This is a genomic window from Neisseria mucosa, assembly GCF_013267835.1.
Taxonomy (GTDB): domain Bacteria; phylum Pseudomonadota; class Gammaproteobacteria; order Burkholderiales; family Neisseriaceae; genus Neisseria.
Genome location: NZ_CP053939.1, coordinates 1050154 through 1064710 on the forward strand (window position 1 = coordinate 1050154; position 14557 = coordinate 1064710).

Sequence of the window (14557 nt, forward strand, 5' to 3'; positions counted from 1 at the left end):
GCCTTAGAATAAGGTTGAATCGTTCCGTATTCTAACGGAAATTCAACGCTTCTGCATGATTTTATAGCGATTTGACAATCTCGGTCACCATCTTCGCCGAGCTGACGGCCGCCGTTTTCAAAAACTCTTCAAAGCTGATGTCCGCTTTCTCATCTGCCGAATCGGATACCGCGCGAATAATCACAAAAGGCACTTCCAACTGGTGACAGGTCTGCGCAATTGCCGCAGCTTCCATTTCCACTGCTTTGACTTCTGGGAAATGACTGCGGATTTCCGCAACACCTTCGCTGCTGTGTACAAAACGGTCGCCACTGACAATTAAACCTTGCGTTACGGCCGCACCTTCAAACACTTGCGCCGCCTTTTCTGCTTGGCGAATCAAGTTTGCATCCGATGCGAACACGGCAGGAAGTTGCGGCACTTGCCCCCGAACATAACCAAAAGCCGTTACGTCAACATCATGATGCGCCACAGTTTCGCCAATAACCACATCGCCAACCTTCAGGCCCTTACCCAAACCGCCTGCGCTGCCGGTATTGATGACGCAATCCGGGGTAAACTGATGAATGACCCAAGACGTCGAAACCGCCGCATTGACCTTACCGATACCGCTCAAAACCAAAACCGTGCGTTTTCCGGCCAATTCGCCTTCATAAGCCGAAAATTTACCGAAGGACACATGCTTGACATTGTTCATGCTTTCACGCAAAAGCTCGATTTCCTGTTCCATTGCGCCGACCACGGCAATTGTTTGTACTGACATCTCATTACCTTTCCGTTCACTAATCGGGCAACATTATAACAGCAGAATTTAAAATCACAGGGATGCCGAAAAATCTGCTATATTCCCAGCACGACACTCAATTTAAAACAGATAGCCGCTCTAGCGGCAAAACAGCAAATAATGATTGCTTCTGTTATAATTATTTTCAATAAAATAACTTAACATTAACTATCTAAATTCTTATGTTTGACGAAAATACTCCGGGCGCAAAAGAAGAATTGTTCACTTGGCTACGCCACATGAACAAATACAAAGGCTCCGACCTTTTCATTACCACCAATTTCCCGCCGGCCATGAAAGTGGACGGCAAAATCATGCGGCTGACCGATGAGCCGTTAAGCGCTGAAAAATGTATGGAAATCGCTTTTTCGATTATGTCTTCCAAACAAATCGAAGAATTTTCCTCTACCAACGAATGCAACTTTGCCATCAGCCTGCCCGATACCAGCCGCTTCCGTGTCAATGCCATGGTTCAACGCGGCGCAACTGCTTTGGTATTCCGCTCCATTACCAGCAATATCCCTAAATTTGAAACGCTCAATCTGCCGCCGATTCTGAAAGACATCGCCCTCAGAAAACGCGGTCTGGTTATTTTTGTCGGCGGTACAGGTTCGGGCAAGTCCACTTCCCTCGCCTCCCTTATCGACTATCGAAACGAAAACAGCTTTGACCACATTATCACCATCGAAGATCCGATTGAATTTATCCACCAACATAAAAACTGCATTATCACCCAACGCGAAATCGGCGTGGATACCGAAAATTGGCCGATTGCGCTGAAAAATACCCTGCGCCAAGCACCGGATGTCATTCTGATTGGCGAAATCCGCGACCGCGAGACCATGGACTACGCCATTTCCTTCGCGGAAACCGGCCATTTGTGTATGGCGACACTGCATGCCAACAGCACCAACCAAGCGCTCGACCGCATCATCAACTTCTTCCCCGAAGAGCGCCGTAACCAATTGCTAACCGATTTATCGCTCAACCTGCAAGCCTTTATTTCACAACGCCTGATTCCCCGCGAAGGCGGACGGGGACGCGTAGCGGCTGTCGAGGTTTTGCTCAATTCGCCCATTATTGCCGACTTGATTCGAAAAGGCGAAGTCCACAACATCAAAGAAATGATGAAAAAATCAACCGGCATGGGCATGATTACTTTTGACCAGGCCTTGTATGATTTGTATGAAAACGGCGATATCAGCTATCAAGACGCTATTAAAAATGCCGACTCCGCACACGATTTGCGCCTAGACATTCAATTACGAAGTCGCCGTGCACAAAATGCCGGCCCGGATTTGGAATTGATTTAAAAGTAAAAGCTTCAAAGCATAAAAAAAGGCCGTCTGAAACCTCATTGCGGGTTTCAGACGGCCTTTATTTCATCAAATAATCAAGCCTGTTTCAGTTTTGCATCGGCATCACGCAATGCAGTACGCAAACCTTCCTCGATAACTGGATGGTAGAACGGCATATCCAACATTTGCGGAATCGTCATTTTCATTTGATGCGCCCAAGCCATCAAGTGTGCCAAATGTTCGGCAGCAGGGCCGACAACTTCCGCACCAATGAAACGGCCGGTTGCTTTTTCGGCATACAAACGCATATGGCCTTTGTTTACCAACATAACGCGACTGCGGCCTTGGTTTCGGAAGGAAACTTCGCCGATTACAAACTCGTCAGGTTGATATTTCGCCGCAACTTGCGCGTATTTCAAGCCGACAGAGGCAATTTGCGGATTGGTGAACACCACGCCGATTACACTGCGGCGTAAACCACCGCCGATATTCGGATAGCGGCCCGCATTATTGCCGGCAATTTTGCCTTGGTCGGCGGCTTCATGCAGCAGAGGCAATTGATTGGACGCATCACCTGCGATAAAAATATGCGGAATGCTGGTTTGCATGGTCAGCGGATCGGCAACAGGTACGCCGCGCGCATCTTTCTCGATAGTCAGGTTTTCCAAACCGATATTATCCACATTCGGACGACGGCCTACGGCTGCCAGCATATATTCGGCAACGAACACACCTTTTTCGCCGTCTTGTTCCCAATGAACTTCAACATTGCCTTCCGCATCCAGTTTGACTTCGGTTTTAGCGTCCAAATGCAAAGCCAACTCTTTGCCAAACACAGCTTTGGCTTCTTCAGCGACAACAGGGTCGGAAATGCCGCCGATGGCTCCGCCTACGCCGAAAATCTCAACTTTCACGCCCAAACGGTGCAAAGCCTGACCCAGCTCTAAGCCGATAACACCGGGGCCGAACACGGCCACGCTTTTAGGCAAAGTATCCCAAGAGAAAACATCATCGTTTACAACCAAGCGATCGCCCAAAGCTTCCCACTGAGGGAAAATCACAGGACGCGAACCGGTGGCAATCACAAAACTTTTTGCCGTGATTTGGGTATGGTCGTCGATTTGGACAGTATGTTCGTCAACAAATTTTGCCGTACCCATAATACGCTTATCGGCAGGCCACTCTTCTACATCGCTAACTACAAAACCGACAAAACGGTCACGTTCGGATTTGACGCGTTGCATGACTTCTTCGCCGTTGACGACGATGCTGTCTTTGTCCAAATGCACGCCAAACGGATCGGTATGCAAAGCATGATGGCGCGCTTCTGCGGCGGCAATCAAGAGTTTGGAAGGCATGCAACCGACACGCGCACAGGTCGTGCCGAACACGTTATTTTCAATCAGGTAAACATTGTCTGTATGAAGGCGAGCATTGCGAAATGCGCCCATACCGGCTGTACCGCCGCCCAGTACCACCACATCTGCTTGAATCTTTTTCATATTTTATCCTTACTGTCTATATCCAAACCGATATTACCATCAGGTTATCTGTTTTCAGACGGCAGAATTTTTATAAACTATCAAAGAATGAATATTAATAGTAAATTCTTAAATATCGATTTAAAACAATAATCTCAAATTCTACTTGCGAATATAGAGTTATTCAGAACGCCGAATTGTAAACGCCGTCTGAATAACTCTATATTTTATTTTTCAGACGGCCTATTCAAACCGTCTCAAGCATACAGGTAATTAGTTTTTAGCCAAGTAAGCTTCCAAGTCTTCGCTGCCGCCGATGTATTTGCCGCCGATGAATACTTGAGGAGCAGTCATCTTGCCGGTAATAGCGCGAACGGAAGTAACAGTTGCATCTTTGCCCAATACGATTTCTTCGTAAGACAAGCCTTTGTCTTGCAAAGCTTTTTTAGCTTTAGCACAGAATTGGCAACCAGGTTTGGTGAAGATGGCAACAGACTCTTGAGCTTTCCAGTCAGGAGCAATGTATTTCAACATAGTGTCAGCGTCAGACACTTTGAAAGGATCGCCTGGTTCTTCAGGTTCGATAAACATTTTTTCAACCACGCCGTCGTTAACCAGCATGGAGTAACGCCAAGAGCGTTTGCCGAAGCCCAAGTCTTCTTTGCCAACCAACATGCCCATGCCTTCAGTGAATTCACCGTTGCCATCAGGGATCATGTAAATGTTGTCAGCTTCTTCTTCAGCAGCCCAAGCGTTCATTACGAAAGTGTCGTTTACAGATACGCAGTAGATAGCGTCAACACCGTTTTCTTTGAACGCGCCAAACAATTCGTTGTAGCGTGGCAGGTGTGAAGAAGAACAAGTCGGAGTAAATGCGCCAGGCAGAGAGAACACGACTACTTTTTTGCCTTTGAACAAATCATCAGTAGAAACATCTTTCCAAGTGTCGCCGACACGAGTGCGGAATACTACGGAAGGTACTTTTTGACCGGTACGATCTTGCAAAGCCATTTTTAAGCTCCTTTTAAAAATTCGGGTTAGAGAAATGAATCAATGCTTGTATTGTAATGCAGGCCTATCGATTTGTATAATTTATAGTTCAAATAATATTAATTATATTAAACTATCAATTTAATCCAACCGAAAACAGCTAAATCATTAAATAAAGGCTATCTGAAAGAAAACAAGTACCTGACCGAAATTATTTTTTAGGTAAAGGTTGAACGGGGGAATCCGAAGCCACAATCTCGCCGATGGATTTTTCCGCAATATCTTTCAAAGCATAGCGGTCTTTATCCGGCATATCTGTCGGTTTGTACTGAGGCGAGAAATCCAAACGGATACGGATTTTCTTCATAGAAACAATACGCCACAAAGACTGAAACAGGTTTACCTCTGCATAAGACGGCAAGTCCGTCCGTTGTCCGTCATCATCATAATAGCGCAAAGTTACTGCCTGAATCGGCGCTTTCGCATCAATTGCCGATTGAAACAGGGCTGCTTTAAACGGCAAAATACCCAAGCCGGAAGAAGTGCGCGCCTCAGGGAAAAAGCTGACATTCTGTCCTGCTTTCAATGCCGCGCAAATCGCCTGATTAATCGGCTCAATATCTCGGCGGGAATTGCGGTTGATAAACACCGTGCCGGCATTTTTACCCATTTTTCCCAAAACCGGCCAACCGCTGATTTCCTGTTTGGCAATAAAACTGCTCGGATAAACGGCGCTCATGGCAAAAATATCCAACCAAGATACATGATTGGCCACCACCAAAGTACCGCTCACATTTCCTTGAGGCGGTACGCCGATTTCCAATTCGATATCCAAAGCATCCAATGCGCCTTTTCCCAAAACAACCACAGCGTGATTGCGTTCCTCTGCATTGTTGCCATCAATGGCACGCAAATCCCGGCCGGTTCTGAATAACCAAGCCGCCAAACGGCAAAGCCTGCCCAGTCGTTTAAAAAAAGGAGCTTTTTGTTTAGACATAAAATTTCTTCTGTATGGTATTTATTATTTTCAGACGGCCTCTAGCATTAAGGCCGTCTGAAACTATTTCTGGCAATTTGGACAATAAAATGTTCCACGCTGCCCCAAAGTTTCTTTAAAAATCAACCCGCCACATTGGACACAAGGCTCATTGTGGCGACCATAGACCGTATATTCCTGCTGGAAATAGCCGCTTTTGCCATCGCTATTGACAAAGTCCCGCAGCGTACTGCCGCCCGTTTCAATCGCCCTCAGCAGAATCGCTTTAATGGTTTCCACCAATAATGCACATTCTTTCTTGGTCAGCTTATTCGCCGGACGCAATGGCGAAATACCTGCCTTAAACAGACTTTCATTCGCATAAATATTGCCAACGCCAACCACCACCGCATTATCCATCAGCGCCAATTTGACTGCACGCTTCTGCGTTTTCAATTTCTGATACAGGTAATTTGCATCAAACGCCTCCGAGAGCGGCTCCGGCCCCAGTTTTTCCAACAGCGGATGATGTTCGGCAATACCCTCATACCACAATACCGCACCAAATTTACGCGGGTCGTGATAACGCAATACGGTACCATCATCAAATACGAAATCCAAATGATCGTGTTTATCCGGCGTAGCAATACGTTCATCATCGGCAGTAAAAATCCGCAAACTGCCGGACATGCCCAAATGAATAAGTAAAATACCCGTTTCAAAAGTAATAATCAAATACTTCGCACGCCGGTTGCATGCCAAAACTTTGCGGCCGGCCAAAATTTGCGCCAAATCTGGATGAACAGGCCATCTCAATTTAAACTGGCGGATAGTGACTTTTGCTATCTTTTTGCCATCAATATGCGGCTCTATCCCGCGTAAAGTCGTTTCCACTTCAGGTAATTCAGGCATCGTTATTCTCCAAATTCATCATTAATATACAGGCCGTCTGAAAACTATTCGGCCAAACGTGCCGTACTTAAAGCAACCGTATTGCCATCGAATGCAGGTTCCAATTCAGGCAAAGGATGGACACCAATCAAATGTTTCGTTAACACCATCCCATAAACCGCCGCACACTGCGGCCACCACCTATCTCCCGCCTTTTCCATAAACCGCCAAAACTTCAAAGCAGAAAGCGAATTCACAGCAGGCAGATAATCCATAAACTGCCCATATTCCATTTCAAAACCAACATCCGCAATTTTTCGTTTCAACTTAGCCAGAGCCAAGCAGTGAGATTTCAAAGGCAGCTTTTCCCCATCAAACCAAGAGCTCAATCCCCACAAAGATTTAGGGTTGAACCCCGTCAAAATCAACCTGCCCTCAGGTTTTAATATCCTAAATGCCTCTTGCAACACCAAATCCGCAGATGAAACTTCCAAAAGATGAGGCATCAATAACACATCCACAGAATGCGTTTCAAATGCCAACATTTCAGCATCCATCCGCACATCGCGGGGCACTACAATCATGTTTTCAGACGGCCTAGTCCATACACCGCCCAATTGAACCGCCACCTGCCTATTCAAATACTGCAAATGCCGTCTGAAAAAATCCGCCTCTTTTTGAGCAAGATATTGCCCCATTGGCGTTTGCATAAAAAAAACTTCCATTCAAGGCTCCCCTATGCATCCCGACTTGTGTGACAGAATTTTAACACCACGGCCACATCACACAAGCAAATTCCCTGCCCGACTTGACGTTTAAATGCTGAAACGATACTATCAAAAAGACGAAATTTTATTATATATTTGATAACTTTATTTACTATGGCAAAACTAAAAACCATCGCTCTGACCGTTTCAAGCCTGTCGGCGGTTTCCGCCACAGCCTACGCACAAAACGCTACACCCAACCAAGTCGGCATGGCCATGATGCGCCTCAACTCCGCCCTGCTCGACCAAGCCAAAGCACAAACCTTTGGCTCCGGCAGCTTATGGGCATCGTTGCGTAAAGACTTCCGTATCAACGAAGTCAACACAGAACTGGTTCGCCGCCATGAAAACAAATTTGCTGCAAACAGCGCATATTTCGACCGCACCATCTCCCGCAGCAAACCTTATATGTACCATATTGCCAATGAAGTTAAAAAACGCAATATGCCCGCCGAAATCGCTTTGCTGCCTTTCATTGAAAGCGCATTCGTAACCAAAGCCAAATCACACGTCGGCGCATCCGGCCTGTGGCAATTTATGCCGGCTACCGGCCGCCACTTCGGCTTGGAAAAAACACCTTTGTATGACGGCCGCCACGATATTTACGCCGCTACCGATGCCGCATTGAACTACCTGCAATACCTGCACGGTATGTTCGGTGACTGGTCTTTGGCGCTTGCCGCTTACAACTGGGGCGAAGGTAATGTCGGTCGCGCTGTCAACCGCGCCCGCGCGCAAGGTTTGGAGCCGACATACGAAAACCTGCGTATGCCGAACGAAACACGCAATTACGTTCCCAAACTTTTGGCCGTCCGCAATATCGTTGCCAATCCGCAGACCTTCGGCATGAATATCAGCGAAATCAGCAACCAGCCGTATTTCAAATCTATCAGCATCGACAAACCTATTGATAACAGCACAATCGCCCGCTTTGCAAACATCAGCGAAAGCGAATTGTTGGCACTCAACCCGGGTTTCAATGCGCCTGTATTCATCCCTAAAAACAACCGTCGTCTGTTGTTGCCGGTTGCTGCGGTTTCCACATTTGAAAAGAACTACCGCAATGCTAACCCGGATACTCTGATGTCTTGGGATATTTATACTTCTTTGGGCAACAAAAAACTGAATGCCATTGCCAACGATACCGGTATGAGCGTAGCCGAACTCAAACGCCTCAATGGCCTGAGCGGTAGCGCCGTTTCTGAAGGCCGTAGCATTTTGGTGGCTAAAAATTCAGCAAGCCAAAGCCAGGACATCATTAACTTCATCGATAAAGACAATACGCCGGATACTTACCAATCCAATATGCCGGCCATGTCTCCGATTATTGCTTCTAACGCAGTAGAACCGGTTAAAGTTGCCCAAACCAAGGTTACCGATATTGTTGCACCTGTTGTTCCACAATCCAGCAAACCGGTTGACTTTATTGCACGCAGCAAAGCTGAAAACGTTACTTCCGTAGTGGTAACAGAAACCAAAGCCCAACCTCAAGTTGCAAATGCGGAAGTGGCTGCCCCAGTTACAGCCATGACCCATGCGACTACCGAGACCGTTGCTAAAAATGTTGCAGAAGCGCCCAAATCAGCCATCCCTGCAGACTTGACCGTACCAACTGTTGCCGCAAACGATGCAGCCACTACTCCAGCAGTTGAATCTGTTGCCGCTGAGCCGGCGCAAGAAGAGCATGACGACCTGATGGCTTTGGTACAAAGCCGACCTGTAGAGGAATCTGCAGCGACTGTTGCTGAAGCGACTCCTGAAAATAAACAAGTTCAAACTGTTGTTACTGCCGAAAGCGCACGCACGGCACGCATCGCAGCCAATATGGCTAAACAACAACGCCGTATCAATGCACGTCTTGCCCGTGTAAACGGTCAACAAAACACACAAACAGCAGCACTTGCAGCGGGTACCCACCGTGTGGCAGATGGTGATACGTTGTTTAACATCTCCAAACGCTATAACCTGAGCGTAGCCGATTTGATTATTGCCAACAATATCAAAGGCAACAATATCAAAAAAGGCCAAATCCTCCGTGTTACAGCTGCTCCGGCAAAAGTCCGCAGCAACCCGGTCCAAAACGTTTCCTACACTGTACGCAAAGGCGATACCCTGAACACCATCGCCAGCCGTTTCAATGTTGATATTAACGATATCCGCCGTTGGAACCGCAATACCCGTACCGTATCTCCCGGTCAACGTTTGAAACTGATTGGTAGCTAATATTAGCTTTAAAACAAAGGCCGTCTGAAAGATTCAGACGGCCTTTTTCTTGATGATAGATAATCAAGTTAATGTTTGATGACAAACAGAATAGCCTTCTCTTTAAAATAAAAATATTTTTTGAAAATTACTGTATAAAAAAAGAGTGTTTAAAAACACGCTCTTTCTCAAACAGATTGCTGTCAGACTCTACTCTTAAATCCATATTCAAACATATGAATTCCGTAAAATATATTCCTATGCCGGTGAAAAAGCATCATAGAAAAAGGCATCTTCCGGTAAAGCACATTTTTGAGTCAGTAAACCATGTGCACTTTCGGTCATCTCTGGTGATCCGCAAGCATAAACTTCATATTGGCCCAAATCAGGATAATTTTGCGCAGCAACATCTTGCACATAGCCATTCTCCCCTTTCCACTCAGAATCAGGCTTAGAAAGAACCGGCGAAAATTTCGCATTTTTCAGACGGCCTATTAATGCTTCGACTTCTTCTAATGCGTACAGATCCGCCTGTTGACGTGCCCCCCAGTAAAAATGAACCTGACGCTCGCTATTCTGACGAATCAAATCAAGCAAAATACTGCGAATAGGGGCATAACCTGTACCCGTTGCCAACAAAATCATCGGTTTATTGCTGTCTTGTTGCAAAGTGAATGCACCCAATGGCCCTTTGACACGGACAATGCCTTTTTCTTTGATTTTAGGCTCTGCACCAAAAATCATTTCTGAGCATACGCCGTTTTCACGTTTGCGGATATGCAGTTCCAAAATGCCTTCTTGATCAGGAGAATTGGCGATTGAATAGCTGCGGCTGATATTACCGGGAAGCAGCAAATCAATATATTGCCCGGCATAAAATGCAAATGGCGGCGCTTTAGGCAAAGCCAGTTTGAGCAAAGCAACATCGTGTTTGATTTCAATGTTTTCAATACGTGCCGGCAATGTGCGTACCGGCAAAGCATTTTGATTAAAACCCGGCACATTGATTTTGAGGTCGCTCTTCGCAGTGGTACAGCACAATAACACTTTGCCCTGCGCTTTTTCTTCTTCACTGATGGCTTTATCAATATGCTTGCCCATTTCAAATTCGCCACTAATCAACTCGGCCTTACACTGCCCGCAGGCACCGCTTTTGCAAGAATGAGGCAAATTTAAATTCTGACGGGTTGCGGCAGCAAGAACAGTTTCGTCCTCATTCGCCGTAAATGTAGTTTGATCTGGTAAGGTAATGGTATGTGTCATGGTATTTAGAATAAATTTATTATCAAAAACAAAGGCCGTCTGAAAATAAAACCTGTTTTCAGACGGCCTGTCCTATCTATCAAGCCAATTTGGCTTTAATCAACTCTTGAACCTGAGCCGGATTGGCCTTGCCTTTACTTGCTTTCATCACCTGTCCGACAATCGCATTTAAGGCTTTTTCATTACCGGAACGGAATTGCTCAATGGCTTTCGCATTGTTTGCCAACACTTCATCCACCATCGCTTCAATTGCGCCAGTGTCAGTAATCTGTTGCAAACCATGTTTTTCGATGATTTCGGCAATACCTGCTTCAGGCTCAGCCCACATCGCTTCAAAAGCTTTTTTCGCCAGTTTGCTGCTCAATGTTCCATCCGCAACTTTGGCAACCAACTCGGCAAGACGTGAAGCCGTAATCGGGCTTTCAGCCAATTCCAAACCTTCTTTGTTCAAGGTGGCGGCAAGCTCGCTGTTCATCCAGTTCGCCGTTAATTTACCTTGGCCGCAGGCTTTGGCAGCTTCTTCAAAATAGGCAGCTTGAGCACGGCTCGCAGTCAACAGGCGCGCATCATAGTCGGACACGCCGTAATCGGCAACAAAACGCGCCGCCATTTCATGCGGCAACTCAGGCATTTGCTCTTTGGCCTTTTGCAATTGGCCGTCTGAAATAATGACCGGCAGCAAATCCGGATCCGGGAAATAGCGGTAATCGTGCGCATCTTCTTTCAAACGCATCACACGGGTTTCGCCTTTTTCAGGGTCAAACAGCATGGTTGCCTGCTGTACTTTACCGCCGTCTTCCAAAATTTCGATTTGTGCTTCCACTTCATAATTGATGGCTTGTTCCAAGAAGCGGAAAGAATTGAGGTTTTTGATTTCACGGCGCGTACCGAATTCGGCCTGGCCTTTTGGACGTACAGAAACGTTGGCATCGACGCGGAACGAGCCTTCCGCCATATTGCCGTCGCAAATATCCAGCCAAGTTACCAAACCGTGCAACGCTTTAGCATATGCCACGGCTTCGGCAGCAGAGCGCATTTCAGGCTCGGAGACAACTTCTAACAAAGGCGTACCGGCACGGTTCAAGTCGATACCGGTTGCACCGTTCAAACCTTCATGTACGGATTTACCCGCATCTTCTTCCATGTGCGCACGGGTAACATTGATGGTTTTAACCTCGTCGCCCACTACGATTTCCAATTTGCCATGCTCAACAATCGGCAAATCCAACTGGCTGATTTGATAGCCTTTTGGCAAATCAGGATAAAAATAGTTTTTACGGTCGAACACGTTTTTCTGATTGATTTTCGCATCCAAAGCCAAACCGAGTTTGATGGCTTTTTCGACGACTTCGCGGTTCATTACCGGCAATACGCCCGGCAACGCACACTCAACCACGCTGGCATGGGCATTAGGTTCGGCACCGAATGCAGTGGATGCGCCGCTGAAGATTTTGGATTGGGTGTTGAGTTGGACGTGGATTTCCAGTCCGATTACGGTTTCCCAAGTCATAAGGGTCTTTCTGTCGAAAAAAAGTTAATCGGTTAAATGAATGATTCGTTTTTCAGGCGGCCTGAATAAAAAACATAACAGGACGTCTGCAAGATAAGTTTATTTCCTGCGGCGTTGGAAACCGGGCAGTTGCCAATGGAAACGGTATGCAGTCAGGCGAAACAACAATCCGCCGGCAAAGAGCAGGTTTAACGTAAAAATATTAATCCAGCCCAAACGCCCGAACAGATAAATCAGCCCGCCAATCAAAATGGCCACGCTGCCGTAAAGGTCGGTACGCAAAATCATCGGCACGTCATTGACCAAAATATCGCGTGCAATACCGCCGCCAACGGCAGTCACAAAAGCCAAAGAAATAACGCCGAACAGATTAAGCTGCAAAGCCATACCGATTTGTGCGCCGGTAATACTGAACGCAGCCAGACCGACGGCATCGGCAATAATAAAGGCAGCGGCCAAGTAGGTGCTGCGATAGCGTTGCACCCTTACCAACCATGCAATGGCCAGTGTGGCAAACACAACAATCAGCGCATCGGTTTGCAAAAACACCTGCGGAATCCGGCCGACCAAGCCGTCGCGTATCATGCCGCCGCCGACAGCCGTCAGTAACGCGGTAATGACGACACCGAGTACATCCAATCGCTTGTTGTAGCCGACCAAATAGCCGGAAATAGCAAATGCGGCTGTCCCAATGATTTGGATGAAGTCGGTGGCTGTCATGTTTTTAAATATCTACAATATGCAGCACCTCAATACATTCAGGCGCTTTTATATGGTTTATTTTCAGACGGCCTTGAATCATCAAGGCCCTAAAACATTATTCCGGTGCTTTAGTATGCCAATCGCTGTTCAGTTGAACTTGATGTGCGGCGCCCAGAATTTTGGCTTCAGAGAAATAGTTACCGATAAATTGCACACCAATCGGCAGACCGTTTGCGCTGAAACCGGCAGGCAGGGTCAGCGCAGGCAAACCGGCAAGGTTCACGGCGATGGTGTAAATATCGGACAAGTACATTTGCACAGGGTCGTGGATGTCGCTGCCAAGTTTCGGCGCGGCAGTCGGTGCGGTCGGTGCCAAAATGAAATCACATTGACCAAAGGCCGTCTGAAAATCATTGGCAACCAGACGGCGCAATTTTTGCGCTTTCAGATAATAAGCATCGTAGTAACCATGGCTCAATACATAAGTACCGATCATGATACGGCGTTTGACCTCGCTGCCGAAACCTTTGGCACGGGTGTTGCTGTACATTTCTTCCAAATCGCCGAATTGTGCTGCACGATGGCCATAACGTACGCCGTCAAAACGGGACAAGTTGGTACTTGCTTCAGCGGAAGCGAGAACATAATAAGCGGGAATCGACAATGAAGTTTGCGGCAACGAAACTTCAACAGTCTCAGCGCCTTGGGCTTTAAGCAAATCAATCACGTTTTGCAAGGCCGTCTGAACATCGGCATCCGCGCCTTCGCCGAAATATTCTTTAGGCAAACCGATTTTCAACCCTTTGAGCGGCTTGTCCAAATCACGGGTGTAATCTTCTTTGTCGCGTTCCAAACTGGTGGAATCACGCTCGTCAAAGCTGGCCATGGCGTTCAACAAAATCGCACAGTCTTCGGCCGTTTGCGCCATAGGGCCGGCTTGGTCGAAGCTGGAAGCATAGGCAACCATACCGAAGCGTGAAACCGTACCGTATGTCGGCTTAATACCGGTAATACCGCAATGCGATGCAGGCTGACGGATGGAACCGCCGGTATCCGAACCCAATGCAGCCGGTGCCAAACGCGCCGCAATCACGGCAGCCGAACCGCCCGACGAACCGCCGGGAACATGTTCAAGATTCCATGGGTTTTTGGTTGCACCGTAGAACGAAGTCTCATTGGTTGAGCCCATGGCAAATTCGTCCATATTGGTACGGCCGAGAGTAACCATGCCGGCATCCAACAGGTTTTGCACCACAGTGGCAGTATAAGGAGACACAAAGTTATCCAACATTTTGGAACTGCATGCACTGCGCCAACCTGTTTGGCAGAAAATATCTTTGTAAGCAACCGGCACACCGGTCAAAGCGGTCGCATTACCGGCCGCGATACGCGCATCGGCTGCTTTGGCTTCAGCAAGGGTCTTATCTTGATCGATGGTAACGTAGCCGTTGATGGCGGGGTTTTTCGCAGCAATAGCGGCCAAATATTCGGTCGCCAATTCGACTGCGGAAATTTGTTTGGATTGCAGCAGGCTGCTGGCTTGTTTGAGCGTGTAAGCGGTCATTGTGCCGTACTTTCTATAAAACAGTTTTCGCTTTCAAAACAGATATTGAAAACATCCGTTTAAATCAATAAATCGGGCCGTCTGAACAAAGTATCCTTTCAGACGGCCTTGCAATAGGGGCTTGCCGAT

Annotated in this window: 12 protein-coding genes; 2 read left to right on the plus strand and 10 right to left on the minus strand. The window is 47.1% G+C overall.

The features are described from left to right. Positions 1-61 precede the first annotated feature (61 nt). A complete protein-coding gene (locus FOC66_RS04960; RefSeq protein ID WP_003747243.1) occupies positions 62-763 on the minus strand; it encodes a 5'-methylthioadenosine/adenosylhomocysteine nucleosidase in 702 nt (233 codons plus the stop codon). 203 nt (positions 764-966) lie between these two features. On the opposite strand from FOC66_RS04960, the gene FOC66_RS04965 reads away from it, so the two are divergent. Next, positions 967-2097 carry a PilT/PilU family type 4a pilus ATPase gene (locus FOC66_RS04965; RefSeq protein ID WP_003747246.1) on the plus strand — a complete coding sequence of 377 codons (1131 nt, stop codon included), beginning with the start codon at positions 967-969 and terminating at the stop codon, positions 2095-2097. Positions 2098-2177: 80 nt separating this feature from the next. Here the strand turns inward: FOC66_RS04965 and FOC66_RS04970 are convergent, their stop codons facing one another. From FOC66_RS04970 to FOC66_RS04990, 5 genes are all read right to left on the minus strand, one after another. Then, positions 2178-3584, minus strand: a complete 1407-nt coding sequence (locus tag FOC66_RS04970) for a dihydrolipoyl dehydrogenase (RefSeq protein ID WP_003747249.1) — start codon at positions 3582-3584, stop codon at positions 2178-2180. A gap of 252 nt (positions 3585-3836) precedes the next feature. Next, a complete protein-coding gene (locus FOC66_RS04975) occupies positions 3837-4574 on the minus strand; it encodes a redoxin family protein (RefSeq protein WP_003747251.1) in 738 nt (245 codons plus the stop codon). A gap of 190 nt (positions 4575-4764) precedes the next feature. Beyond that, positions 4765-5550 (minus strand): 1-acylglycerol-3-phosphate O-acyltransferase, encoded by a 786-nt coding sequence (locus tag FOC66_RS04980; protein WP_003747252.1) that lies wholly within the window; start codon positions 5548-5550, stop codon positions 4765-4767. Positions 5551-5613: 63 nt separating this feature from the next. Beyond that, the gene (gene mutM / locus FOC66_RS04985; protein ID WP_003747256.1) at positions 5614-6441 is read right to left on the minus strand and encodes a DNA-formamidopyrimidine glycosylase; all 828 of its coding nucleotides are present in this window, start codon (positions 6439-6441) and stop codon (positions 5614-5616) included. Between the two features lie 44 nt (positions 6442-6485). Beyond that, a complete protein-coding gene (locus FOC66_RS04990; RefSeq protein ID WP_003747258.1) occupies positions 6486-7145 on the minus strand; it encodes a class I SAM-dependent methyltransferase in 660 nt (219 codons plus the stop codon). A 156-nt stretch (positions 7146-7301) separates the two neighbouring features. Between FOC66_RS04990 and FOC66_RS04995 the strand changes: the two genes are divergently transcribed. Beyond that, positions 7302-9410 (plus strand): LysM peptidoglycan-binding domain-containing protein, encoded by a 2109-nt coding sequence (locus tag FOC66_RS04995; RefSeq protein WP_003747260.1) that lies wholly within the window; start codon positions 7302-7304, stop codon positions 9408-9410. A 237-nt stretch (positions 9411-9647) separates the two neighbouring features. Here FOC66_RS04995 and FOC66_RS05000 read toward each other — a convergent pair whose 3' ends face one another. From FOC66_RS05000 to gatA, 4 genes are all read right to left on the minus strand, one after another. Continuing rightward, positions 9648-10652, minus strand: coding sequence for a 2Fe-2S iron-sulfur cluster-binding protein (locus tag FOC66_RS05000; protein ID WP_003747262.1), 1005 nt, complete (start codon positions 10650-10652; stop codon positions 9648-9650). A gap of 79 nt (positions 10653-10731) precedes the next feature. Then, positions 10732-12162 carry an Asp-tRNA(Asn)/Glu-tRNA(Gln) amidotransferase subunit GatB gene (gatB, locus tag FOC66_RS05005; RefSeq protein ID WP_003747264.1) on the minus strand — a complete coding sequence of 477 codons (1431 nt, stop codon included), beginning with the start codon at positions 12160-12162 and terminating at the stop codon, positions 10732-10734. Between the two features lie 99 nt (positions 12163-12261). Next, positions 12262-12882 carry a trimeric intracellular cation channel family protein gene (locus FOC66_RS05010; protein ID WP_003747265.1) on the minus strand — a complete coding sequence of 207 codons (621 nt, stop codon included), beginning with the start codon at positions 12880-12882 and terminating at the stop codon, positions 12262-12264. Between the two features lie 97 nt (positions 12883-12979). After that, positions 12980-14428: an Asp-tRNA(Asn)/Glu-tRNA(Gln) amidotransferase subunit GatA gene (gene gatA / locus FOC66_RS05015; RefSeq protein WP_003747267.1), complete on the minus strand. Its 1449-nt coding sequence runs from the start codon at positions 14426-14428 to the stop codon at positions 12980-12982. Positions 14429-14557: the final 129 nt, after the last annotated feature.